General features: G+C 40.1%; 19 protein-coding genes and 2 pseudogenes. 2 read left to right on the plus strand and 19 right to left on the minus strand.

Features of this window, described 5'->3' with window-relative positions; all coding sequences use genetic code 11:
- Positions 1–54: 54 nt before the first annotated feature.
- Positions 55–1,245 carry an MFS transporter gene (locus ACFVSW_RS07505; protein WP_387314174.1) on the plus strand — a complete coding sequence of 397 codons (1,191 nt, stop codon included), beginning with the start codon at positions 55–57 and terminating at the stop codon, positions 1,243–1,245.
- 189 nt (positions 1,246–1,434) lie between these two features.
- On the opposite strand, the pseudogene ACFVSW_RS07510 reads toward ACFVSW_RS07505, so the two are convergent.
- From ACFVSW_RS07510 to hflX, 10 genes and pseudogenes are all read right to left on the minus strand, one after another.
- Positions 1,435–1,825: pseudogene (locus ACFVSW_RS07510) on the minus strand (transposase); the annotation flags it as partial.
- 429 nt (positions 1,826–2,254) lie between these two features.
- On the minus strand, positions 2,255–4,114 hold the full coding sequence (locus ACFVSW_RS07515; RefSeq protein WP_387314176.1) for a caspase family protein: 1,860 nt from the start codon (positions 4,112–4,114) through the stop codon (positions 2,255–2,257).
- Between the two features lie 18 nt (positions 4,115–4,132).
- On the minus strand, positions 4,133–4,438 hold the full coding sequence (locus tag ACFVSW_RS07520) for a hypothetical protein (RefSeq protein WP_387314178.1): 306 nt from the start codon (positions 4,436–4,438) through the stop codon (positions 4,133–4,135).
- A 1-nt stretch (position 4,439) separates the two neighbouring features.
- The gene (locus ACFVSW_RS07525) at positions 4,440–5,345 is read right to left on the minus strand and encodes a radical SAM protein (protein ID WP_387314181.1); all 906 of its coding nucleotides are present in this window, start codon (positions 5,343–5,345) and stop codon (positions 4,440–4,442) included.
- Positions 5,332–6,318 (minus strand): dTMP kinase, encoded by a 987-nt coding sequence (locus tag ACFVSW_RS07530; RefSeq protein WP_387314183.1) that lies wholly within the window; start codon positions 6,316–6,318, stop codon positions 5,332–5,334. Before ACFVSW_RS07530 ends, ACFVSW_RS07525 begins: the two co-directional genes overlap by 14 nt.
- A 366-nt stretch (positions 6,319–6,684) precedes the next feature.
- On the minus strand, positions 6,685–7,704 hold the full coding sequence (locus ACFVSW_RS07535; protein ID WP_387314184.1) for an SPFH domain-containing protein: 1,020 nt from the start codon (positions 7,702–7,704) through the stop codon (positions 6,685–6,687).
- 23 nt (positions 7,705–7,727) lie between these two features.
- On the minus strand, positions 7,728–8,600 hold the full coding sequence (locus ACFVSW_RS07540) for a TPM domain-containing protein (RefSeq protein ID WP_483871758.1): 873 nt from the start codon (positions 8,598–8,600) through the stop codon (positions 7,728–7,730).
- Positions 8,597–9,625, minus strand: a complete 1,029-nt coding sequence (locus tag ACFVSW_RS07545; RefSeq protein WP_387314186.1) for a TFIIB-type zinc ribbon-containing protein — start codon at positions 9,623–9,625, stop codon at positions 8,597–8,599. The genes ACFVSW_RS07540 and ACFVSW_RS07545 overlap by 4 nt, the downstream gene beginning before the upstream one ends.
- Positions 9,626–9,726: 101 nt before the next feature.
- A pseudogene (locus ACFVSW_RS07550) lies at positions 9,727–10,122 on the minus strand (PspA/IM30 family protein); the annotation flags it as partial.
- A gap of 160 nt (positions 10,123–10,282) precedes the next feature.
- Positions 10,283–11,539, minus strand: coding sequence for a GTPase HflX (gene hflX, locus ACFVSW_RS07555; protein ID WP_387314188.1), 1,257 nt, complete (start codon positions 11,537–11,539; stop codon positions 10,283–10,285).
- Between the two features lie 601 nt (positions 11,540–12,140).
- Here hflX and ACFVSW_RS07560 point away from each other — a divergent pair.
- Positions 12,141–12,998 carry a hypothetical protein gene (locus ACFVSW_RS07560; RefSeq protein WP_387314190.1) on the plus strand — a complete coding sequence of 286 codons (858 nt, stop codon included), beginning with the start codon at positions 12,141–12,143 and terminating at the stop codon, positions 12,996–12,998.
- Positions 12,999–13,053: 55 nt separating this feature from the next.
- Here ACFVSW_RS07560 and ACFVSW_RS07565 read toward each other — a convergent pair whose 3' ends face one another.
- From ACFVSW_RS07565 to ACFVSW_RS07605, 9 genes are all read right to left on the minus strand, one after another.
- Positions 13,054–14,043, minus strand: a complete 990-nt coding sequence (locus ACFVSW_RS07565) for a LacI family DNA-binding transcriptional regulator (RefSeq protein ID WP_387314192.1) — start codon at positions 14,041–14,043, stop codon at positions 13,054–13,056.
- A 2-nt stretch (positions 14,044–14,045) separates the two neighbouring features.
- Entirely contained in the window at positions 14,046–15,104 is a 1,059-nt protein-coding gene (locus ACFVSW_RS07570) for an aldose epimerase family protein (protein WP_387314194.1), read from the minus strand.
- A 115-nt stretch (positions 15,105–15,219) separates the two neighbouring features.
- Entirely contained in the window at positions 15,220–16,698 is a 1,479-nt protein-coding gene (gene galT, locus ACFVSW_RS07575) for a UDP-glucose--hexose-1-phosphate uridylyltransferase (RefSeq protein WP_387314196.1), read from the minus strand.
- Between the two features lie 40 nt (positions 16,699–16,738).
- Positions 16,739–17,920: a galactokinase gene (locus ACFVSW_RS07580; protein ID WP_387314198.1), complete on the minus strand. Its 1,182-nt coding sequence runs from the start codon at positions 17,918–17,920 to the stop codon at positions 16,739–16,741.
- A 169-nt stretch (positions 17,921–18,089) separates the two neighbouring features.
- Entirely contained in the window at positions 18,090–19,748 is a 1,659-nt protein-coding gene (locus tag ACFVSW_RS07585; RefSeq protein WP_387314200.1) for an ATP-binding protein, read from the minus strand.
- 156 nt (positions 19,749–19,904) lie between these two features.
- Positions 19,905–21,335 carry a sigma-54 interaction domain-containing protein gene (locus ACFVSW_RS07590; protein WP_387314201.1) on the minus strand — a complete coding sequence of 477 codons (1,431 nt, stop codon included), beginning with the start codon at positions 21,333–21,335 and terminating at the stop codon, positions 19,905–19,907.
- Positions 21,336–21,679: 344 nt separating this feature from the next.
- A complete protein-coding gene (locus tag ACFVSW_RS07595; RefSeq protein WP_387314203.1) occupies positions 21,680–22,465 on the minus strand; it encodes a 3-hydroxybutyrate dehydrogenase in 786 nt (261 codons plus the stop codon).
- 42 nt (positions 22,466–22,507) lie between these two features.
- Positions 22,508–23,947, minus strand: coding sequence for a GntP family permease (locus tag ACFVSW_RS07600; RefSeq protein WP_387314205.1), 1,440 nt, complete (start codon positions 23,945–23,947; stop codon positions 22,508–22,510).
- A gap of 377 nt (positions 23,948–24,324) precedes the next feature.
- Positions 24,325–25,509 carry an acetyl-CoA C-acetyltransferase gene (locus ACFVSW_RS07605; RefSeq protein ID WP_387314207.1) on the minus strand — a complete coding sequence of 395 codons (1,185 nt, stop codon included), beginning with the start codon at positions 25,507–25,509 and terminating at the stop codon, positions 24,325–24,327.
- Between the last annotated feature and the right edge of the window lie 11 nt (positions 25,510–25,520).

Raw genomic sequence — 25,520 nt, forward strand, 5'->3', positions numbered from 1 at the left:
GGTTGTGTATCTACTATGTGACACATTTACATTCATCTAAGAAAAGAGATATTTATGCATCCCACAAAATTATCCAAGCGACACTGGTTGCTCATCTTAACACTCACTTTATTAACATTTGTTCTCGGAACAAGCGAATTTGTTATTGTCGGAATCTTAACCGATATTTCCTCAAGCCTTCATATGACAAATGCAAAAGCAGGCACTCTTGTTTCTACGTTTGCGATTACGTTTGCCGTCGCCACACCACTCGTGATGTCAGCAACAAGTCATTTTCCAAAGCGTAAATGGATGTTGTTTTTGTTAGGGTCTTTTATCATCCTGAATGGTTTGTGCGTAATTTCGACGAGCTACATCATGTTCCTTGCACTTCGGATTATAACGGCGATTGTAACAGGAGTATTAATCTCTCTAGCCATGATAGTTGCAAGTGAAACCATGCCGATCGAAAAACGCGGACTTGCTATATCATTCGTTTTCGGTGGTTTCACACTTGCAAATGTCGTTGGAGTGCCAATTGGTACTGTCATTGCTGAATGGTACGGCTGGAATGCCACTTTCATGTTAACTACTTTCCTAGGAGGATTGGCGTTTTTGGCATCCTACTTCGTCTTGCCTAATAAGCTCAGCCAATTACGCAGTTCGATACGGGATCAGTTTTCTTTATTGACCAATCCACGAATTTTGATGGCCTTTTTCATTCCTGCTCTTGGATTTGGCGCAACTTATGCCGTCTTTACGTACCTTGTTCCTATCTTGAAGGGAATGGGAGCACCAAATCAATCAATCAGTATAATCTTATTTGGTTACGGATGTATCTCAATTTTCAGCAACATCCTCGCCGGTAAAATTGCCAGCCATAATGCAATCGGCCGCCTTCGGTTTGTTTTTCTCATGCAAGCAATTGTCCTGATAAGTTTATTTTGGACGACCAATCATTTTATTATAGGACTTGCAAACATTGGCTTGATGTCGTTAATGGCCATCCTCTTAACAACATCTACCCAGCTTTATTTAATTGATCTTGCCGGAATTTATCAGCCAAAAGCAACAGGACTTGCTGCTTCACTTATGCCAGTGGCAAGCAATGTAGGGATCGCTTTCGGTTCAGCATTAGGCGGAATGGTGTACCATCAAGGAAATTTAATGAATGTCACATGGGTTGGTGGGGTAGTTGCAGTTTGTGCAAGTCTGCTAACTTTCTTTAGTCATCTTTTAGATCAAAAACAAAAGAAAACAGCATAAGAGGGAACCAACAATGTCTTGGCAAAGGGGGTGCCCCCAAAAGTTATACTTTTGGGACACCCCCTATTTTTTTCAGGACTTTTGTAACAAAAAAGACTTTCTCGTTAAAAATAGCACCAAATGGTATTAGCAGAATAATAAAATTTCTTCTTCATAAAATCCTCCTCTATTTAAAAATGTGATGTTCTGAATCATATACTTATTGATAGCAGAGAGAACCTTGTGTTGCCAATAAAAAGCGGTGGTGTAGTGGATTTTGACAATATCTGCGGTCTTACGAAGGGAATATCCTTTAAGCATACACTCAATGAAATTAATCCACTTATCGGCTTTCTTGGTGCGGTATAAAGGAGAACTCGTTAAATCGTTACTGATTTTAAAACAGTCTTTACACTTATATCGTTGTTTACCATTCTGTTTGCCAAAACGAATTATAGAAACACTTCCACAATGATGACAATGAAGCCCGTGAGAAAATTTATGTTCTCTTAATTCTCCGATAAGACAACCCCCATGCGAAAAAGAGGGTAAGAACATTCTCTTTAAAATATTCTTTATCACTATCAGAAAGTGTATCCATTTCAGAACTCCTTTTAATCTTACTATCTACATTTTACCAATTAAAGGCATCATGAAGTCCGAATCTGTAAATCACCCTTATCTATTTCTGTACTATGCTTATAGAAGTACTCTTTCCATCTTCCATATACGTCCATTAGTTGCAATTTATTACTTGTTAAGTATTATACTATTTAAGTTTATTTTAATTATCCCTATACTAAATCCAAGCTTTATTCTCTATTTGAACTGCTTTTATCAAGACTAGATAAATAACTTTTTTCTTTACCACTCAAAAAAATGTACAAATCAATCAAAGTAAAAAATTAGCAAAAAGGTTAAAACAAACTAAACTTTTATCTAAGAAAGCCCATGAAAGTTATACTATCATGGGCTATGAATTCTTATATTGTTCGTTACTCCTTGAGCCAGAAGTCAGGATTACTGCTAATTAAACCATTATTCTTCTTTCCCTAAAAATATTATGGGTAGCCCAATTTATGCTATCTGTCTCACTTTTACTTAATTTATGCCTAACTATATACTCTTCACAGTCAACACCAAGAGATACAGCTTCTAAAATAAAATCTAATTTACCTGGATATAATTGACCATTAATTTCCTCTTGGAAAGCTTCTTTCAATAAGTCTGGCTGTCCTTGGAAAGCACGTATAGCTGTTCTTTTAACCCAAGGATGTGGGTCAATTAACCCCCATTTTAATAAATGAGAATATTCTTCAACCATTTCTGAATATATTGTCATATATTGAAATATCGCCATCCTCATCTCTACTAAGGGTAAATGTGAGGTTATTTCTAAATCAGCACGTATCTCTTCATCTCGTTTATGATAGAAGAATTCATGTAGCTTTAAATCTAATTGATCCCTCCAGCTACCATATAAAGAGGAAAATAACCATTTTTGTTTTGCAGATTTTGTTTCTCCTCTTTTCTTAAGTTCATAAAGGATAGGGATTAGTTTACTATTCCTCACTTGTGCTAATAGCCCCTCTTGTTCTAATAATCTCGCTTGGTCTAATAATCCCTCTTGTTCTTTATAACCGCTTTCAAAGTACATATGCAGAAAAAGTGGTTTAAGTAATGAATGGTCTACCCTACTTTTAATCATTTCTAAAAGAATAGACTTATCCATTTTTTCTGAGTATCTTACCCATATGTCCAGCACACCCCAAGGTGTCTTTGAAAGTGAGGAAGATAAGGCATAATCAATATCCCGATTTTCATTGTCTGATAAATATAAATTAGCAAGCCATATCGCATCAATTTGGGTATCACTTGAAAGAATATTTTTCACTTCATTCCTAATTAATTCGTGATTTAGTTCCCTACGTGCGCCTATAAGACCAATGCATTGAGCTGTCCAATCACTTGAACGTAACAATTCCAGAATAATACTTTCTTTCATTCTAAAATTCTTTAATTCACTAATTAAAGACCCTATTGCTCTTCTTACTAACCAATGTGGTTCACTTACATTTTTTTCAAAATAGCCCCGTAACACCTCGATTTTGATCGATTCAGGGAAATCCATCAAATAATACCAATGCATTTCTCTAGTAGCAGTATCGGATTCATTAATTCTCATTAAAAATCTTTTTTGAAAATCTTTATTATCCTCAATCATTATAACTGGATTACTTAACACAGTATCTGGAGCACGATTTGAAGAATTTATGTAACAAGGATGGCCAGTAGTTATTATTTCTTCCGCTAGAACACGTAATGAAATTGGTTTTCCTTCTTCACTTAGTGCATTAAGTGCTTCGCATAAATGTTTAGTAAAAATACTTCCATTTTCATTAAATCCTGCTATTCCAAAAGCGCCACTTGAAGCTAATACAGAAATTTTTTCATGACTAAATATATTTTTAGCATTAGCTATGTTTAAACCTGCACTAGAAGAACAACAATCAAGTATTAATATGGTTTGGAAATCTGTTCGATCCATTTCATCTTTTAATCGTGATAACTTACATCGACCTTCTCCGTTACTATACGCACCACTAAATACTAATTCTAAACTATCATTACCTTCTAAAACGCCATGGCCACTAAAATAAATAATTAAGTTATCTGACTCACCCAGATTTCTTTTAAACGTCTTCACTACAGCTAAAAACTCTTCATCAGTTGGGTCTGTTAAACAAATACTATGCTTATCGGAAAAATCAACATTTAAAACATTATTTAAAGTTTCATAAATAAAATTGGCATCATTATGAGCACATGCAATTTCTCCTAGCAATTCATCTTTACAATTTTTGATTCCTACTGAAATTAAATAATTCATCTCTCATAACCTGCTATTCTACTTTTTTTCAATTTCTTTAAGCGAATACTCTTTACCATCAATTTTAATTATAGTATCAGAGTCATAATTTTCATGTCCTTTATACACTCTAATTACCGATTTTAAAGCATCATAAATAAAATTAGTTGCCAATCCTATAGCAATACCAATTATTATCTCGCCTTTTGCATTTGGTTGAATCTTTCTTTTCACTTCTAGTGATTTTGTTTCACTGCGTAGGGCTTGCTCTAACCCTTTTAATAAGTCTGATACAAATCCATTTTCCTGAACATTTTCAACTAATATCATTTCTTTGTTTGTCATTTTATTTCCCCTCTTTCTTCATTGGCAGCCATACACCATATTCCTTTACATAGTTTTTTATATCATTGATATTTTCAGGAATAAATTCAAAATCAAATCTATCTTCACTATGCTCAGTATGCTGTCTTAACTTCCCATTCGGATATAAGACCCAATATTTCGAATAATTACGATTATATCTTAGCGTAATTTTTACACTATTGGAATATTTTATTGATATTTTTTGTTGAATACTATGTACTATTTCTTCATATTCCTCATCACTTGTTGCATATTCATCATATTTTTCTTTTTTATTTGCTGGATGTGGCTGGATTAGACACCACTCTTTTGGTTGGATTAACTGTATTAACTCTATAAACTGCTCTACAATCTCTTCATCAAGAAATAATTTAGTTATCACAGTGTTTATTCTTATATTTTTATATTGCTTTTTCTTTAAATCCCCTATTAAATTATTTAATTGCTCGAATGTTCCTATCTTTCCTCTTAAAGCATCATGTTGTTCGGCATTTGGGGCATCTATAGATATTAATATCCAACTAAACATCTCTGCATTATTAATTAACCACTCTTTAACATCTTTTTTCCCCACTCCACTTGTTGTCAGTGTCATTTGGATACCTAATTTAGAAAGTGCATTACAAATTACATCTAAATGCGAATAAGTTAGCGGGTCACCGCCTGCAATATCTATTTTTTGAACTCCAAGTTCTTTAAATACTTCCATAAAATCATCAATCTTATCCAGTTCCGTCTCTCTAGCAGTTTTTGTTGCAAAACAATAAGGACAGGATAAAAAACACCTGTCCGTAATATGCCATATAATTTGTGGTAAAATTGATACCTCATCACTACTTGAACTATAAAATTCGTTTAAATCTGAATCGTACTTAATATTCCCCATCTTCTATCACCTTCATCACAATTTGATTGATTTCTTCCGGTGTTTTCATCTTGTTGTTTTCGTCCAAACAATTAATAATAACAATGTTATTATATTTTTCCGCTAAATCTTGATAAATTCCCCTTGCGTTACTCATTATATCAGCAGATTCTTCATATACATCCGCTTTTTCTCCCACATAATCCCGAAACCCTTTATTTGACACATTTTTTTTAGAAGTTTCTGCATTAAGATCGAAAACTATGTATAAATCTGGAGAGGGTAATCCTAATTGGGAATGCTCTAACTCAAATATCCATTGTATAAATTCTTCTCTTAATTCTGGTTTCACCCTAGAACTTTGATATACAGCACTTGAAAGTGTAAATCGATTCAATAATAAATAATCATAATTAATGCAATCAAAGTTTTCAAATTCCTTCCATCTATCTAAAGCATACCATAAAGACATTGATTTAGGATCTACATTGTTTGCATTAACCTCTTCGTTTCCCGATAAAAATTGTCCAATATACTTCCCAAAAAAGCTTTCGTAAACAGGGAAGGATTTTATTATTACTTGTTTATCCTTCACCTTAAGCTGCTCCTCTAATAAAGACATTTGAACCGTTTTTCCACTACCATCAATGCCTTCAACTGCAATTATCTTTGTTTCTTTTTGACTAGGGAATAACACTTTTGTATGAGAATTAAAAAGCTCTACTAATTTTTCATGAGATATGTTTAAGGCCTGAGCTGCTGCTTCAAATCGCTTCTCTCTCATATCTCGAGGTAAATAATCTAAATCAGATTTATCATAGCACCATGAAAGAATATGAAATGCATCTTTTATTCTTTTATCTGATTTATTATAAGGATTCCCATCATACCATTTTAATAATTTATTTATTAATTTTTCAGGTAAATCCTCAGTATTCAAAAGGAAATCTTCCCTATACTGAAATTTTTCAATGATATTTAATAATGAACTCATGTTTGTACCACCTTCTTAAACTTTGTATACCTTTATACAATTCTTTTTATCTTAACCTCATTATAAAATAAAAGATTAACTAATAATAATATACAGCATAACTCTTTCATTGTAATTTTAAACAGGATAATTCATAACTGTAACAAATGAACATTTCATTTATCTGTAAAGTTCTATCCTATGTCCCCCATAGTATCATTTTTTATTTGTTCTAAGGTTTTTATTTTTATTGGCAATCCCACATTCTTGTTTACCATCACTTGTGATACGGTTCACCGCATCCTAAGTAATAATGAACAAAAAAGTAGCGCGGAGACGGTTCTTTGCTTCCTAAGAAGCAATTGAACCGTCCCCGCGCTTTTTTTGCTAAATAAGTTTTTCCCCACAATTAGGGCAAAAGTTTGCCTCGCCTGTTTTCGTCCCGCAATTTGGGCAAAAGTTTGGTTTTTTTTGTCCGCCTCCATTTGCTTGTGCAGGAGGTTGTGCATTTTGCGGCGGTGCAGGCTGATTTTGCGTATGCTGATTCTGATTCTGATTCTGATTCTGATTCATTTGATTCATCATTTGACCCGCAATATTCATCCCCATCATCATTCCGGCCATATCCGATGCCGTCCCGCCGCCGCTCATTTTTCCAGTGGCCATGCCATCTGTTAAGGAGATTTGCTGGTACCTGCCAACATCACTCACCATTCCCTGTGAAGCATTTTTGGTGATCATGTCTTGAATCTCTTTTGGATAGTTGAAGCTCATGACATTAAACCCGGTGATGGTGATGCCGCTCTTGATCATCTGCATATCTAAATCCTCTTGAATTCCTTTTGAAATGTCGAAGGAATTTGCCTGCAGATTGAACATATCCTTCCCTTCCCGTGTAATCCATTTCATCAGGAGCTGATCAAGGATAGAGGTGATGCGAATTTTGACATCCTCCACTACATAGTGATCCTTTACACCGGCAATTTGATCGATTAAGGCAATATAATCATGTACTTTAAAATTAAATGTTCCGTTCGCGCGAATCGGCATGCCGCCAGGAAGTCCGAGTGTTGGGATATTGATTGCATTTTGCGTGCCCCATTTCACCACAAACTCTTTCGTGTTCACAAACAGCACTTCTACCCGCATCCCGCTATTGAAGCCAAACTTGAATCCCTTTAAGGTCGATAAGAAGGGGATGATTTGCGATTCGATATCGTACTCACCGTCATCCCGAAACACCCCTTCGATTTTTCCATTGTTAAAAAAGATTGCATCTTGCCCAGGTCGAATAATCAGTCTGCTCCCCTTTTTAATTTCACGATTGCTCCATTTATAAAAAATCATATCCTCTCTAAATTCTTGCCATTCTACAACATTTGCAAATTGATTTTTAAAAAAAGACATCGATCAGTTGCTCCCTTCCGCTTTTAGAATTTGCCTCTGCTTCCGCTATGTGAGTGACCGCCGCCAGTAATTCCGCCTCCACCGCCGCTGTGCGTATTATTAGAAGGTTTCCTTTGCCTCGTCACTGTTTGTCTGACAAAGTTATCATATTTGTCTAGTACTCTTGACTGATCACTATTCATATAAGTCCCGGCATTTACCGTGACCCTGCCGCCAGAGCGATACGCCATAATCGCTACAACTACCCCGGCAACGATGAAGGAGGCAATTAATTGAAACCACCATTGAAAAAATATATTCTCCTGGTTGGCCCCCGAATCATTGCTATTGTACCCATCCGAACTTCCACCCGGCCCATAGCCCGAATATCCATCCGAGCTGCTGCCGTCACTCGGCTCATAGCCCATATATTCATGGGAAGCAGTTATAAATGCCGAAAAGGCTTGAAAGTAGTGACCATCTGATAGATCAGGGGTAATGTTTTCACGAATCTGATCAAGCCTGCCATCACCCAAATACTGCTCCGCTTTTTTAAAACCTGCCAAATAAATATCCCGTTCTTGCATGTCGATGGCTAGTATCGCTGTATTTCCATGCGGCTGGTCATACCCGGGAGCATTATCATCATAGAAATCCTCCACATATTGAACGATATCCTTTCCTTCCGTTCCATTTACCGTGAGAATGATAAAAGCGGTCTCCCTCTCTTTGCCCAGTTCACTTGCCATATTTTGAAGTTCTGCCGCCTCTTTATCCGTTAGTAAATGGGCAAAATCATATATATACTGGCTCCGATCAAAGTTTTCCGCTTTGGCCGGCATTGCCCATGGCAGCAGCAGCAGAAATGCTATCATTAAGAAAAAGATTCCTCTTTTTTGCAGATAAATCCTGCTCACCAAAATCCGCCTCCCATCATATAAGAGACACATTTTAAGGCAAGGAAGGTTCCAGCCGAGATGCCGCTAAACCACATCGCCACTTTAGTTGTGCTGATTGGCGGTTTGCCGACTATTTTTCCTGTCTCGCCATTCATCGCAAACGTATAATCAGAATTGTTATAATCATAGCTAACCATCCAAACCGGCAGTAATACATAATCGCTGTTCTTGTTTACCGTATCAATATATTTATTCGTATAATTTACTGAATGATAGCCTGTTAACGTTGAACGAATATAGGAATCAATATAGCCGCTGATTTTATCCTTCGCCCGCGGGAGCAGCTCTTCGTCTGTATAATTGTATTTTTCCGCTATATATCCTGCCAAATATGGGGTTTTAAAATCCTTTAATTGATCATATGGGTATGGCTCCAATTTATCCATTAATTTATCATTCATCTTTTCGGATGCATCAACAGGGATTTTGACATAATCAAGGTTGATATCACGGAAAGCATCATAATACTTTGTTTCTGTATAAATATAATCTCCCTGTGTATAGGTTCTGACCTTTGTACATGTGGCATTTACTTGCACCTTACTATTTAAATCAAATAACCAAAATGGAACATACATGCCTGTCAGGCTCTTAATACGATCTGCATTCATGAAGCCTTTTGGAGTTAGGAGCCCTTTTCTGCACCATTTTTGAAACGCCTTCGTTGCCTCTTCCTTGCTGATTGTAAAAGGAATGACCTTTGCCGGTGCAAGAGTACCCGATAATCTGTCGGCAATGACAACACCCGCTCCGCAGAAACTGCAGCTTGTCGCAGCTGTTTCTGCCTCTGTAATAAGAACTGCCCCACAATTCTCGCAATGGTATTCGTTCGCCTCATCCTCCGAAAATCTTACCGACTTCAATTCCTCCGGATAATTTTCAATATTTTCGTGTCTGCCGCAGCTCAGGCAAGATAATTCCCCTGACTCGGGATCAAAGCTCATATCACTCCCGCAGCTGGGACACTTATAATGAAGAATCATTTTTCATCACCTCTTTTTGGGACATGGGGTCAGGTAAACCTTGTCTCTCTTTCTTTCTATTTATCGAATTGGGACAAGGTTCTTATCCTCTCTTCCCCGGGTAGATGACCGATATCCGCGATCAGTTTGTTGTGCATTTGTTTCATTTGCTGAGCATTCGATGAAGCCAGTTGATAAGCTGCTTGCAATTGCGATAATTCTGCCGCCAAAGCTGCTTTCTTTTCGAGAAATCGCCTCGCATCCCCTTCATTACCGGCTTCTAATGCCTTGAGACGATAGCGCTCCATTTTTTCCATATCATCGTGGCACTCATTTAATGCCCTTTTTGCCCGCTGCTCTTCAGCCACCACTGATGCCGTTTCCGCATTTATCTTCCCTAAATCGCTGTTAAGTTTTTTTAAATACTGCTTAATCATTTTATCTGGGTCATCAGCCTTATCCAATATTGCGTCGATATTGCTTTCCATAATATCATTAAATCTTGAAATAATACTCATCCTGATTCCCCCTAATTCTGAAAGGAATATAAAAAAACATCTCTACATATATACTGTTTGATTTTAAAAATAGTTTCATTTTTTTGCTGCCATATTTCGGGACATGGGGACAGGCATAGTCCCTCTTTCTATTGAAAAGGGACGAGGTGTCCCCTCGTCCCTAGATCACATACTGCTGATATTTTTCAAAATCATTTTGATTACATTCCACGGTTAGCTTTGTGCCGTTATCGTCATAGCTGGTTGCAAGCACATTCGTATTCTCGTTAAGGTAGGAAACTAATCGGCCGCCGTCAAAAGGGATCAGCATGTCGCAATGGATTTTATTTTTAAAAACACGTTCGCTGATCAGCTCGGCTAATTCCTCGATTCCGACTTCTTGTTTCGCCGAAAGGTACAGACTTTCGCCCTTCAACTGCGGAATTTCAATATCAACTAAATCCGCTTTATTATAAGCGTAAATCTTAGGAACATTTTCAATCCCAATCTCTTTTAGCGTTTGATTGGTTACATTGATTAGATTTTGATAATTAGGACTTGAAAAATCAACGACAACAATCAATAAATCCGCTGTTGCTGCTTCCTCCAGAGTCGACCGGAAGGCTTTGACGAGATGATGCGGCAGCTTATCAACAAATCCGACCGTATCAGAAAGCAAAAAGGGCTGATGATTGGCCAGTTTTATTTTTCTAACCGATGTATCAAGGGTCGCGAACAACATGTCTTTCTCAAACACTTGTTTATTGAAGGATTGATGGGATTTTCTTAGCAGTGCATTCATAATCGTTGATTTGCCTGCATTCGTATAGCCGACTAAGGAAACTAGCGGTACACCGCTCTTCTTGCGTTGATTGCGTTGTGTTTCCCGCTGTGCGACGAGCGCCTCTAATTCCTTATTCAAGACCACGATTTTTGCTTCGATTTTCCTGCGGTCCAGCTCTAATTTGGTTTCACCGGCCCCTCTATTTTTAAGTCCGACACCGCCGCCTTGCCGCCCTAACGATTCGCGCTGGCCAACAATCCTTGGGAGCATGTACTTTAAGTGCGCCACTTCCACCTGAAGCTGTGCCTCTCTCGTTTTGGCCCTTGACGCAAATATATCCAAAATCAGCATCGTCCGATCGATTACTGTTTTGCCCAGCTCTTGCTCAAGATTGCGAATCTGCGTGGCGGATAACTCGTCATTAAAAATGACTAATTCTGCATCCATCTCTTCAAGGAGTCGGTGCGTTTCTTCAATTTTTCCAGTACCGATATAATGAGTTTTATTTATCCTGTTTAAATTTTGCGTAACCTCAGCGACTGAATCGATGTGACAAGCGGCGGCAAGGTTCGCCAATTCCTTCATCGAATAGGAAAAGTCCGCTTGCTGCTTGATATTGACACCTACTAAAAGCGCTTTTCGATTTCCTTTCATGGTTGAATTCCTCCATTCTTTTTGAAAAAATAGCCCAAAAAAACACAGACCTCTGCCTGTGCTAAAGTAAATGGAAAAAACCATCTTGAAAACGCCGATAAGGTATTGACCTTTTCTGGCTTGTTAGTGGGTTTTGTTTGAAAAATAACCTAAACAAGTTCTTTATTACGATGGCAAAGAACAAGTAAAGGATGCATTCTTCCTATCATTTATTTTAAAGACAGCAAAAAAGAGGGTAGACTTGATGCGGGGTCCCCGCTTTTTCACTTACCGTAAGATAAAGGTTTCCCTAAAAATAGGCAGACCAATCCCATTTACTCTGCACAGCAGGCAGAGATTTGAACGTTATTCAATTAACGGTTCAAAATTTGGAATCGCAATCTGCAATAATACACAGGGAAAACCTCCATTTCTCTATAATTACGATAATGATAACATCATATTTTTTGGAAATCAATGGGTTTTCGAAAAGACATCCAAATCATTGTCGAAATCTTCTGAATTTCTATTCCGCAATAAAGCAGTAATGAAATAAGAATAAGTTCCCCATTTGGAATGATACTATTCTAAGAGGTTATCTCCTTGGAAGGAGTGAAGTTTTGTGAGCATTAATTCTCTTTTTTATTTAGGATTGGCTATTCTTAGTCTTCTTCTGCTCATTTATATTTGCTTCAAAAAAGGATTCCGCCGAAGTTTGCTTCTTTTTATAGCCATGGTTGGACTTGGTTACGGAATTGAAGCTGTTATTTATAATTTCTTAAGGAGCTATCAGTATTATCCTGATTTAATCAAGAACAATCCTATTTATGATAGCAATTTAGGGGCAATTGCATCAAACGCCTTGGCATTACCAGCAGCAGCGGTCTTCATTGCTTCTTATCGAAAAAACTGGCTCTGGATTGGATTAATAATAGGGATATTTGCGGCGATTGAGTGGCTGTTTTTAAAACTCAACATTTATTTCCACAATTGGTGGAAGATAGGATACACCTCACTTGGACTTCCTGTTTATTTTACCTTGGCAAAGGTATGGTACAAAAAAATGGCTCGTCCATTAATAGGATTCCGTCATACTTTGCTGCTATTTTTAATCATCGGACCCTTTTCGGGGACCATTCAATTTCTTCCCATGATGTTATTCTCAAATCGATATTATCAACTTGGCTGGTTTGAAAATCGTTCCTCTGATTCAACTGCCTTTGCAGCGGCTTTTTATCTATGCTCCTGCCTCTTCTATGTTGCGATTTCGAAGGTTCATATCATGCCAATCTGGCTGAAATATGTTGTCACTGCCAGCTGCATGTATGCCGCAAACTTCATGCTTCAAGAAGCCGGAATACTCCATAGTTTAGTATGGTGGGATATTTGGTTTTATGTTATTCTTTCCACTATTACTCTTCGGTTTACTGAAACCATAAGCAAACGATTGTCTAATGGGCCTAAAGCACACAATACGTAAGTGGCGGTGTATACCGCCACCGGTTCACCCATATTACAATTATAATCACTCCGGGTTAGAAGCTGCTATTTCTTATGACGAGTTCGGTGGCGATAAATATTTTCTTGGCTGTCTTTCTGCCTTCGATTCGCTCTATCAGTGTGTCTACGGCGGTTTCGCCCATGAGCTCGGTATACACCTTTATCGTGCTTAACGCAGGAAAGACATATTTGGAGACACTAATATCATTGACACCGATAATATTCACGCGATCAGGAACAGAAATCCCTTCCTCTAGCAATGCCCTGAGCGCTCCTACAGCAATAGAATCATTCCCAGCGAAAAAGGCAGTCGGCAGGTTATCGCCATGCTCCTCGATTGCCCGTTTCATCAGAGAATACCCGTCATCAACAGAAAAGGTACCTTGGTACATAAAAGTTTCGTTCAGCATCCCTTTGTCAGCAAAATAGCGTTTGAATGTCCGTTCTCTTGGATCTTCGATGATAGAGGTATTGTCTTTAAACCCCTCTCTGCCACCGAGATAACCGATGTGCTTATGCCCTTTTTCAATAAAATAATCGAGTACTTTACTCGTCGCCTTTTCAAAATCAATCACAATTGAATCAAACCGGTCTTCATCCGGAGAAGTGTCGACAAAGACAATATTTCCGCTAATTTTAACCAGCTCATCCACCTGCTGACTGCTAAATTTCCCGATGGCAATCAGCCCCTGAATCTCATCCTCCTTTAAAGCCTCATAGTTGTTTTGAAAAAACTTGGCCGTGTCAAGCCCCTGCAGAAGGCAGCGGTTTTCAACCCCTAGCCGGATAGACATGTAATATAAATCTTCGAGCTCTTCCTTTTCGGAATACCATTGCAAAACGGCAATTTTTCCCGCCTCCTGCTTTCGTGCCGGTTTCTTTTTATACGATAGTTCCTCGGCAGCTTCAAAAATCCTCTTTTTGGTATCATCGCTGACTGAAAGGGTGGTGTCATAATTCAGCACGCGGGATACCGTCGCAATCGAAACGCCTGCCATTTTTGCAATATCTTTAATTGTCGCCATTTCTATTCTCCTAATTTTTCAGTGAAAAACTGGTACGTTGTTGTTGAATAGTATAATTCCTCTGGGTTTAAAATGACAGTTGGAAATTCCGGATGATGAATCGCGTCAGGCAGACCTTGTGTTTCCAAGCAAACACCTAAATAATTTCTTGCCGGAACACCTGAAATAGAGAAGGGTCCCATTAATTGATTCGAGGTATATAGGACCACACATGGCTGATTCGTGGTAACCGCGAGCCCCCGACCGCTTTCCTTATCACGTAAAACAATCGTGTTTTCACCTTTTTTTGCAAAAACAAGCGGGTGATCATAGCCATTTCCGGCCAGCACATTTTGTGGATGCGTTGAATTCTTCCCGTCCCTTAAGCTTCGCTCCTGATAAAAATCAAATGGGGTGCCTGATGCGTCCATCATTTTACCAGTTGGAATGAGATCGTCCCCCAGCTCCAAAAAGCGATCGCTTTCCAGTTGAAGCTTGTGTTCCAAACAATCTCGTTTCAAATCGCCGCTTAAATTAAAATACGAGTGATTCGTCATGTTCAGCAATGTTTTTTGATCGGTTCTGCCTTCAAAGGTGACGCATAGTTCATTTTCATTAGTTAACAGATAGGTGACACTTGTTGTCAAATTACCCGGATAGCCTTCTTCACCATCAGGGCTAACGTAAAAAAACTTCACACCCACAGCATCGTTTGTCACTAATTTTTCCGTTCTCCAAATCACTGAGCTAAAGCCCTTGTTCCCGCCATGTAAGTGATTAGGAGCCTCATTAGCTGCCAGCCTGTATTCTTTTCCATCTAACGCAAATTTAGCACCGTTTATTCTTCCCGCCACACGGCCGACAACAGCTCCAAAGTACGGGGACCATTGGAGGTAATCATCAAATTCCTCGAAACCCAGCACAACATTTTCAAAGTTCCCGTCACGGTCAGGGACGACGATTTTGGTAATCACACAGCCGTAATTCAGACATGAAACTGTCATGCCTGAATCGTTGGCAAGAGTATACTCAATAACGGACTCACCCTCATACATGCCGAATAATCTTTCTTGTATTTTCATCAATAGTTCACTCCATTATTTCATTGGGTCATAAATTTCCTTTATATACGAGGCGCGATTCAACAAATTCCAGACGAGATTCTACGAACATCAAGCCCCTACCAAAAATCCTCCACTATAATGATTCGATAAACCGCCGGAATCCGGCCGCTCCCGCTGCATCCCGTTTAAATACACCCGCATCCTCTAATACCTTCAAAAACTTCTTCCCGACTTCCTCCCGCACCAGACCTTCTACATTTGATTCACTGGCAACCGCTTGGTAGCGGGCTTTTAACTCTTCCGCCCAGTTTACATGATAACCAGCCACTTCAGTAGTTTTCCCAAGGATGTAATTTCCCACGTCTTCAAGCTCATCCTTTAGACGTGGGGGTAAGACAGCCAAGCCCATTACCTCAATGAGGCCAATGTTTTCCTTTTTAATATGCTGCACATCGGGATGTGGATGGAAAATTCCCAGTGGATGCTCCTCACTCGTCCGGTTGTTGCGCAATACTAAGTCTAATTCGAAATAATCTCCTTTTTTGCGGGCAATCGGGGTTATCGTATTATGCGGAATCTCGCCAGTCCTCGCCAAAACTCCGACCGCTTCATCACTGTAATTTTTCCATTTTGCTAAAATATGAGCCCCTGCTTCCACTAATGAGTCTTTTCGTTCTGAGCGCAGTCGAATAACCGACATCGGCCATTTGACAACGGAACACTCGATATTCGGGAACCCTCCCATCGCAAACGCCCAGTCAGAATCTGCCTTCGCCATCGCAAATTCATAGTTGCCGCCTTGATAATGTTCATGCGAAAGAATCGAACCGCCGACAATCGGAATATCGGCATTAGAACCAAGGAAATAATGAGGAAATTGCTCGACAAACGTTAAAAGCCGCGCAAAAGTCACCGGACTGAGTTTCATATCGGTATGCTTTTCAGACAACACAATACAATGCTCGTTGTAATACACATAAGGTGAAAATTGCAGATACCATGTCTCTTCCAAGAGATTTAACCGAATCATCCGGTGATTGGATCGGGCCGGGTGCCCGATTCTCCCGGCATACCCTTCATTCTCAATACACAGCAGACATTTCGGATAGCTCGTTTTTTCCGCCGCCCGTTCGCGCGCGATACTCACCGGATCCTTTTCCGGCTTCGATAAATTAATCGTTATGTCGATTGCACCGTACTCTGTCTCAGCCTTATACTCGATATTCTTTTTAATCTGCTTCATCTGAATGTAATTGCTATTCTTACTTAATTGATAAAAATACTCTGTTGCCACTAGCGGATCCTGTTGATATTTTTCAAAAAAAAGCTGATTAACACTGGACGGGCGCGCGATAAAGCAGTTGATTAGTTTACTCGAAAAAATTTCCTTTTCATCAAAAAGATTTTCAATTATTCCTTGCGAACAGGCATAGTCAACAATTTGCTCGAGTAAATCAGGAATTTCAATTTCCTCACTCATTTCCATTTCGTTAAAATCAGCTAAATGCAGCAGTGCTAAGAGCTGATTGCGAGCATAGATTTCATCTTCCCGTTCGATTAATCCTGCAGCAAGCGCTTGATGAACTAATTGCTGAACTAATTGATTAATCATTTTTCGCTTCACCTGCACCGTTTACAACGAGTTCACTCATTTAAACCGTCTCCTCCATTTCAATTTCCTTTGCACCGTCGCCAATGCTGGCGACGTAAAAAGCTGCCTCGTAGCCAATTTTATTAAGATAGGCCGCACCCACATTAGCAATGAAGCTATCGACCGAATCATTTTCAACAATCGCGATGGCACAGCCGCCAAATCCGGCACCCGTCATCCGCGCTCCAATGACGCCTGGCTGGTTCCAAGCAGCTTCTACCAAACTATCAAGTTCTAATCCGGTCACTTCATAATCGTCACGTAAAGAAATATGCGATTGGTTCATCAGCTGTCCAAACGCCGCTAAATTTCCCGCTTTCAGCTTCTCTAATGCCTGGAGCGTCCTCGCATTTTCATAAACCGCATGCTTCGCCCGTTTGCGAACAGTTTCATTGGTAATCAACGATTCATTTTCAGCAAATTCTACTTCCGAAAGCTGGCCTAACGCTTCAATTGGAAGCTTTCGCTGAAGCTGAGCAAGGGCCGCCTCACATTCACTTCGGCGCTCATTGTATTTAGAATCAGCCAGCTCGCGGCGTTTGTTCGTATTCATAATGATGATTTTGTGATTTTCAAGCTGGATTGGTGCATACTCATATTTAAGTGTCTGACAATCCAGTAAAATCCCGGCATCCTTCATTCCCATCCCAACTGCAAATTGATCCATAATGCCGCTGTTGACGCCGATAAATTCATTCTCGACCTTCTTTCCAAGCTTGATCAACTCAACTCGTGGAATCTCTATCCCAAACAAGCCAGTAACGAGGACTCCCGTTACTAATTCTATTGATGCGGATGAGGAAAGCCCGGCACCATTAGGAATATTCCCGTGGATCGCACACTCAAATCCAGACGGAATCTCGTATCCCGCCTCAAGGATATAGCGGATCATCCCCTTCGGATAATTAGCCCAATTATCTTCTTTATCATATTCCAGCTGACTAATGTTAAATTCAATAATTCCTTGGTCAGGAAAATTAGCTGAGTATAGGCGGATAAGTTCGTCCTCACGCTTCCTCGCAACTGCATAGGTCCCGTAGGTTATCGCACAGGGAAAAACATGACCGCCGTTATAATCAGTATGTTCACCAATTAAATTAATCCTCCCGGGGGCAAAAAAGGCCTGTCTCGGCAATACATGATACAAGTCCAAAAATGTTTGATTAAGAGTTGTGAAATTCATAATCTTTCCTCCAACTGTCTTTTAGTGAACAATCCTTCTAATAAATACCAATCTTACACTTTATTTTACTCCCTTCAGTAAAATCTTTCAATTATTTTACTAAAAATTTTACTAAAATTCATAAAAAAAAAACGACCCGTGGATGATCGCCTTTTTTGTTGCATTCTACCTATTTCACCATCGGCAGTTTAATTTGGACTAGGGTTCCTTCTTTTTCTTTGCTTTGGTAGGTGATGCTGCCATGGTGCTGTTTTATTATTTTTTTGCAGATCATTAAACCGAGGCCTGTTCCCTTTTCCTTCAAGGTGTAAAAAGGCTCTCCCAAGCGTGGCAGCAGTTCTTCCGGGATACCGCAGCCTTGGTCTTGAATAGAGATAATACATTCATCATCCGACCCTTTTCGCAGCTGAATCGAAATATCTCCACCACCAGGCATCGCTTCCATCGCATTTTTTAATACATTAAGGAATACTTGTTTTAACTGATTCTTCTCACAGGTAATAAAAAAAGCGGCTTCCTCGAACTTCTGGTTAAATTGAATATCCTTCATTAGAGCCTCTGGGGAAAGTAATTCGAGCGTTTTCTCGATTAATTCCCGTAAATTCGCCCGGTTAAGCTGGACCGCCTGAGGCTTTCCCAATGAAAGCAGCTCGCTTGTAATCGTTTCAATCCGTTCCAGCTCATTTAGAAGCAGATCGTTATAGACGATTGAACTGTTTTCCGCTTTATAAAGCTGGACGAATCCTTTTATCGTCGTCAGCGGATTTCGAATTTCATGTGCCACCCCTGCCGCTAACTCCCCGACTATCGACAGCTTTTCAGATTGTAATAGAAATCCCTCTGCCTTTTTCCGTTCAGAAATATCCCGACTTATCATCACGATATACTCGATGGAATTTGCTTCTCCACGGACCGGCATGCAGCGGGATTCAAATTCAATCCAACGTCCATCCTTATGTTTAAAACGGAATTCCATCGATTGAGATTCTTTTTTTTCAAAAAGAGCCTTAATCGTATTTTGAAAAATAAAGATATCATCCGGATGAATTAATTTATATAATTCCACCCTTTCCAGTTCATTGTTTTGGTAGCCCAAAACCTGCTCATGGGATGGTGAAAAGTAACTAATCAACTGATCTTTATCCATCACCTTTATCAAATCGGAGGTGTTCTCAGCAATCAGCCGGTATTTTGCCTCACTTTCTGCTAGGGATACCTCCATAAGGTCTTTTTCGGTAATGATTCGATACAGCTGTAAGTAGGATTCAATTAGTAAGCCGCCAATAATTACCCCTATCATAACAAACAGCACGTATTGGAGATGAAAGAGCGGCTTATCTCGAAAAACATTAAAAATAATTGGTACAGTAATTACATAGATAACAACATAAGCTCCATATAAATAGACACATTTTCTTATTGAGGTGAGCCGTTTTGCGTACAAATGAATGATTGAAAAACCAATCATGATGACGGTCCAGCCAATAATAGCTGGCGTCCAATGACCGCTGGCAAACAATCGTGCAGCTAATGCAAAACCCCCGGTAATGAGACCTGCCATTGGGCCCAGATAGGCAAATATCAAAATAACAATCGCGTACCGGATGTCATAGGTATAGCCTTGCTGTTGGAAAGATAACATTACGAGGATACAGGAGACAATCCCTCCATATATTCCGCCCCAAAGCTGAACCCGCTTGAGTGGTCTCAGTTTATTAAATGAGCGGATAACTAGTGGTATACTAACCATTAGCGAAAAAATTGAGAGATTCATAATGTAGTCTAGAAGATTCAACGGAATCCCACCCCATGGCATCATTAATTTCATAATATTCCCTTTTATCATAAACGATAGATAGTATTATTTCCATATGTCATAAACTTTTCAGTAATTAATTTAGGTCAAAGGTAGGATAACAAAAAGCACTCCGGCGCTTATACCTGTGTTATATTGATTGACAGCTGCATCAAGCTGCAGTCTATACTAGTTAATCCCGTACAGTTTGCATTTCTCATAGAAACTAGTTTTACCTATTTCTAGCAGCTTAGCCGCTTCCTGTTTATTTCCATTCGTGACATCCAGTGCATTTAAAAAGGCTTCTTTTTCAACTTTGGCCAACGTTTCCTTCAATGGAGAAACCGGCAAGTGAGGTTTAATCGTTGAAGGTGTTGAAGGTTTAATATATGTATTCGTTTCATTTACGCAGTTATTCTCCAATTCTTGATCTCGTAAATATAACGGCAGATGGGCCAAGTCAATAATTCTTCCATCTAATACATTGATTGCCCGCTCTAACACATTCTCAAGTTCGCGAATATTCCCTGGCCATGTATGCTGCATGAGTCTTTTTATAACCTCCGAAGAAAGCTCTATTCCTTTACGGTAAAACTTACCTTCTAGTTTTTTCAACAAACTCAGGGAAATTAACGGAATATCCTCTATTCGTTTCCTCAGGGGCGGAATTTCGATTTTGATAACATTTAATCGGTAGTATAAATCTTGGCGAAACTTCCCTTCCTCCACCATCTTCTCTAAATCGCGATGGGTTGCGGCAATGATTCTTACGTCAACATCAATCGATTTTTGTCCGCCAATACGCTGTATTTCTTTTTCCTGCAGCACCCTTAATAGCTTACTTTGCATGGCAAGCGGCATGTCGCCGATTTCATCAAGAAAAATAGTTCCGTTATTGGCAACTTGGAACTGCCCTTTCTTTCCGCCTTTTTTGGCGCCTGTAAAAGCCCCATCCTCATATCCAAACAGTTCTGATTCTAGTAAATCCTCAGGAATCGATGCACAGTTGATCGCAACAAATGGCAAGGATGCGCGCATGCTGTTGTTGTGGATGGCATGGGCAAACAATTCCTTGCCAGTGCCTGATTCTCCTATCAATAAAACAGAGGAATTATTGGCAGAAATTCGTTCAGCCAGCTTTTTGGTGGCAAGAAATGTAGTGCTGTTTCCGATTAAACTATTAAAATGGTACTTACTTTTCAAATCTTTTTCCACTTTTGTTTTATAATAATTTAGTTCTTCTGCTAGATTCTGAATCTTAGTTTTATACATTCGCCATTCCTCAGGATTGCGAAACATGACCGTTCCCAAGGCTCCCACTATTTCACCATCTTCGATAAGTGGAAAGCGGTTTGCAACCATTTCACTCCCGTTTATCGGGTGAACGGCTGCCAGCTCTTTTTGGCCAGTTTTGGCGACGATATGCATACGTGTATTTTCAATCACATCCTGGACGGGGCGGTTGATGGCCTTTTCAACAGTCGTCCCCAAAAACTCACAATAAGCTTCATTTATATAGAGAATAATACCGTCACGATCGACTACAACGATTCGTTCAGCTAAAAGATTAATGATTTGCTCGTGCCAATTATAAGGGATTGCTTCCATTCCTAGGTTCATCTTTTCTCACCCTTTTCACGTCTAGTAAGTTAATTATACCAAAAAAAGGATTGGCTGCTGCCTGCATTTTACAGAATGGCTGTGTTAAAAGTGAATGTTGATTTCCGTTCCAGGCGCGAGCGGTTCGCGGGGCGGGCGGTGAGCCTCCTCGTCGCTAAAGCGCCTGCGGGGTCTCACCTGTCCCGCTGCTCCCGCAGGAGTCTCGCGCCTTCCACTCCAATCAACATTGTGCCCAAAATCAACAATGTTCTTTAACACAGCCTACAGAATAAAAGAATCCTATTCCAGCAATCGAATAGGATTCTCTTAATTTCGAAAAAGGTGCAGCTCTGCTCTGAATGCAATTATTGAACTGTGTAGCCGCCATCTAAAATAACGGCTTGGCCTGTGACTCCTCTTGCTTTTTCACTTGCTAAAAAGACGGCATAGTCTGCAATTTCTGTTACCGATAAAAGCCTTCTTTGCGGTACAAGCGGGAATAGCACCTCTTCAACCACACGATCTAAGCTGACATTTCTTGCTCTTGCCAGGTCTTTCAGCTGGTTTTGTACAAGTGGCGTATCTACGTAACCAGGACATAAGGCATTAACCGTGATTCCGTGGGCAGCACCTTCTAATGCCGCAACCTTTGTCAAACCAATGACTCCGTGTTTGGCACTATTGTAGGCAGCCTTTCCAGCAAACCCGATCACTCCATTAATCGAAGCCATATTAATTACTCTTCCGAAGCCCTGTTCCTTCATAATTGGAAAAACATTTTTAATCCCGATAAACGGTGCTGTTAACATGATTTTAACTAGTAATTCAAATTTTTCGGTAGGAAATTCCTCAATTGGCGAAACATACTGCAGTCCTGCATTGTTGACTAAAATATCTAGTCTCCCGAATGTTTTATAGGCTAACTCAAGACTATCCTTGTAGGCTTCCTCATTCGTCACATCACAGGGTGCCGACAGTGCTTCAAACCCTTGCTCGGTTAATTCCGCTGCCACTTGTTCGCTTTTTTCAGCATTTAAATCTGAAATAACCACTTTCGCGCCTTCCTGTGCAAAACTTTTTGCAATTTCTAAGCCAATCCCGCTTGCAGAACCTGTAATAAATGCTGTTTTTCCTTCTAATGACTTGTTCATACGAGTTCCTCCTTTAACGACTAACATGCAATTTTGCGTTTATTAAATAATCCCAAACATAGTGTACAGTGCAATAATGAAGAAAACGGCTATTGTTTTAATGATTGTTACAGCAAAAATATCGCGGTACGATTGTTTGTGTGTTAATCCTGTAACAGCAAGCAAGGTAATAACGGCTCCGTTGTGAGGAAGTGTGTCCATCCCGCCTGATGCCATCGCGACGACGCGGTGCATTACTTCAGGTGGAATATTAGCCGCCGCAATCGCCTGATTGTATTTATCAGCCATCGCACCTAAGGCAATCCCCATCCCTCCAGATGCAGACCCGGTAATACCGGCAAGAGAACTAGTAGTAACGGCACCGTTGACAAGTGGATTTGTAAAGGTGCTAGAGATGCCATCACTGATTTTTGCAAATCCCGGAAGAGACGAAATAACACCGCCAAAACCATATTCTGCCCCTGTATTCATGGTGGCAAGCAGCGCTCCAGCAATACTTAAATTTAATCCTTCTTTAAAGTTATGGGTTACCCGTTTCCAATCATAGGCCAGGGACGTGATAATTCCGACCGCAAGCGCCATTTCAATTGCCCAGATGGCTGCAACAGCTGGCACATCCACTGTATATGCTTTTAAACCAATGGCGGAAAAATCAAAGCCGTTCGGATACCATTTTGGTATGTAGGTAATGAATAGCTTATTTGTAACCCCTACGAGAATCAAAGGCACAAAAGCCAATATCTGTTTTAATACAGTTTGACTTGAAGTTATATCCGGAACAGGCTCACTCTTTTCATACGATACGGTCTTTTCCAATGCAGCGGCATTTTCTGAACCAAATCCAAAATACCCTTCCCCTGCTTTTTCGGCCTTTTTCCTTCTCGCCTCTAGGTAGAATAAACCAAGACCTAGGACAAATATCGCGCCGATGATTCCAAGTACTGGTGCTGCATAAATATCTGTTTTAAAGAAAGCAATCGGTATAACGTTTTGAATTTGCGGCGTACCAGGAAGTGCATCCATCGTAAATGTGAAGGCCCCAAGTGCGATGGTACCGGGAATAAGCCGTTTCGGGATATTCGCTTCCCTAAACATTTGCGCGGCAAATGGATAAATAGCGAAAACAGCTACGAATAAACTTACGCCGCTATACGTTAAAATGGCGCCCAATAAGACGATGGTCAACATCGCCCGTTTCGCGCCAAGCAGACGAACAATCGTCTTGGCAATAGATTCGGCGATGCCTGACATTTCAACCACATTCCCAAAAATCGCTCCTAATAAGAAGACTGGGAAATAGGATTTAATAAAGCCAACCATTTTTTCCATGAATACGCCGGAAAAGAACGGCAGGACATGGGTTGGTTCAATAAGTAAGACAGCTAAAAGTGCACAGATTGGAGCAAATAAGATAACAGAAAAACCACGGTAGGCGACAAACATTAACAGCCCAAGTGCCAATAGAATAACAACTAATTGCATGTAAATCCCCCTTATAAATTTTTTGTAAGTTCCCTCGGTTAGTAAGCGTTTTCATCGGTAACTTACATTTATATAATTGCAAGTATCATGCCAGAATGGCTATTTTTTTGAAAAATATTAATATTCCCTTTATTATACAAGCATTCTAAGTTTTTAAAGGTAAATAATTTCGTACTAGTGGAGTTGATAATTCCGAAAATCCGGAAATTACTCTCTATCCGATTCCGCAAAAACGGAATTTTTCCGTTTTTGCGGAATCGTTTTGACCAGCTACATTAGGAATAAAATCAATAACTTTTCCAATTTCGACAATCTAAGCAGGCATTGGCTGCAATTATTTTTCCAGTTCGACAATTTAAGCAAGCATCGGCATACAATTACTTTTCCATTTCAACAATCGTTGCAATCCCTTGCCCGCCGCCAATACAAAGGGCAGCAAGTCCATATCGGGAATCTCTCCGTTTCATTTCATGCAGCAAGGTGACAAGTACACGTGCACCGCTGGCCCCAATCGGGTGGCCTAATGCGATTGCACCGCCATTTACATTAAGTTTTTCGTTTGGAATCTGCAGTTCACGGCCGACTGCCAATGACTGTGCAGCAAAGGCTTCGTTTGCCTCAACTAAGTCGATCTCTTCGATGGAAAGCCCTGCTTTCTCCAATGCTTTTTTTGTAGCCGGAACAGGACCAATGCCCATAATTTTCGGATCCACTCCCGCTGTTCCATTGCCACGGATGACAGCCATTGGTTTGATGCCTAACTCAATTGCTCTTTCCCTGCTCATGAGGACTAAGGCAGCGGCACCATCATTGATGCCAGAAGCATTTCCGGCGGTAACGGTCCCTTCTTTTTTAAACGCAGGCTTTAGTTTTGCAAGCTTTTCCGCGGTAACGCCTGCACGTGGAAATTCATCGGTATCAAAAACGATTGGTTCACCCTTCCGCTGTGGAATCACCACAGGAACGACTTCATCCTTAAATTTCCCTTCTCCAATTGCCAGTTCAGCCTTTTGCTGGCTCCATGCAGAAAACTCGTCCTGCTCTTCTCGGCATAGATCATATTGCTCCGCAATGTTTTCCGCGGTAACACCCATATGGTACGAGTTCAACGCACATTGCAGACCATCATAAATCATACTGTCGATGATATTTCCATCGCCCATGCGGTACCCTGTCCGGCCATTCATCAAAAGGTATGGTGCTAGACTCATATTTTCCATTCCGCCGGCTACAACAATTTCAGCTTCACCAGTTTGGATCGCCTGAGCGGCAAGATGGACGGCCTTTAGTCCCGAGCCGCAAAGTTTATTAATTGCCATGGAAGATGCTTCAATGGGTAAGCCCGCTCTAATTGCAGCCTGGCGGGCAGGTCCTTGGCCAAGACCAGCCTGAAGCACGTTCCCCATAATCACTTCATCCACTTGTTCACCATTTACTCCCGCACGGTTTAAAGCTTCCTTGATTACAATGGCACCTAACTCTACGGCAGGGGTATTACTTAAAGTCCCCATGAAACTACCAATCGCTGTCCGAACAGCGCTAACTATGACAACATCACGCATGAAATTTAACC

It is taken from the genome of Neobacillus sp. NPDC058068 (assembly GCF_042885335.1).
GTDB lineage: Bacteria > Bacillota > Bacilli > Bacillales > Cytobacillaceae > Neobacillus.

Coding starts and splice junctions, on each gene's coding strand:
- ACFVSW_RS07505 (WP_387314174.1), top strand. CDS start 55: ATGCATCCCACAAAATTATCCAAGCGACACTGGTTGCTCATCTTAACA.
- ACFVSW_RS07515 (WP_387314176.1), bottom strand. CDS start 4,114: ATGAATTATTTAATTTCAGTAGGAATCAAAAATTGTAAAGATGAATTG.
- ACFVSW_RS07520 (WP_387314178.1), bottom strand. CDS start 4,438: ATGACAAACAAAGAAATGATATTAGTTGAAAATGTTCAGGAAAATGGA.
- ACFVSW_RS07525 (WP_387314181.1), bottom strand. CDS start 5,345: ATGGGGAATATTAAGTACGATTCAGATTTAAACGAATTTTATAGTTCA.
- ACFVSW_RS07530 (WP_387314183.1), bottom strand. CDS start 6,318: ATGAGTTCATTATTAAATATCATTGAAAAATTTCAGTATAGGGAAGAT.
- ACFVSW_RS07535 (WP_387314184.1), bottom strand. CDS start 7,704: ATGTCTTTTTTTAAAAATCAATTTGCAAATGTTGTAGAATGGCAAGAA.
- ACFVSW_RS07545 (WP_387314186.1), bottom strand. CDS start 9,625: ATGATTCTTCATTATAAGTGTCCCAGCTGCGGGAGTGATATGAGCTTT.
- hflX (WP_387314188.1), bottom strand. CDS start 11,539: ATGAAAGGAAATCGAAAAGCGCTTTTAGTAGGTGTCAATATCAAGCAG.
- ACFVSW_RS07565 (WP_387314192.1), bottom strand. CDS start 14,043: ATGGCGACAATTAAAGATATTGCAAAAATGGCAGGCGTTTCGATTGCG.
- ACFVSW_RS07570 (WP_387314194.1), bottom strand. CDS start 15,104: ATGAAAATACAAGAAAGATTATTCGGCATGTATGAGGGTGAGTCCGTT.
- galT (WP_387314196.1), bottom strand. CDS start 16,698: ATGATTAATCAATTAGTTCAGCAATTAGTTCATCAAGCGCTTGCTGCA.
- ACFVSW_RS07580 (WP_387314198.1), bottom strand. CDS start 17,920: ATGAATTTCACAACTCTTAATCAAACATTTTTGGACTTGTATCATGTA.
- ACFVSW_RS07585 (WP_387314200.1), bottom strand. CDS start 19,748: ATGAAATTAATGATGCCATGGGGTGGGATTCCGTTGAATCTTCTAGAC.
- ACFVSW_RS07590 (WP_387314201.1), bottom strand. CDS start 21,335: ATGAACCTAGGAATGGAAGCAATCCCTTATAATTGGCACGAGCAAATC.
- ACFVSW_RS07595 (WP_387314203.1), bottom strand. CDS start 22,465: ATGAACAAGTCATTAGAAGGAAAAACAGCATTTATTACAGGTTCTGCA.
- ACFVSW_RS07600 (WP_387314205.1), bottom strand. CDS start 23,947: ATGCAATTAGTTGTTATTCTATTGGCACTTGGGCTGTTAATGTTTGTC.
- ACFVSW_RS07605 (WP_387314207.1), bottom strand. CDS start 25,509: ATGCGTGATGTTGTCATAGTTAGCGCTGTTCGGACAGCGATTGGTAGT.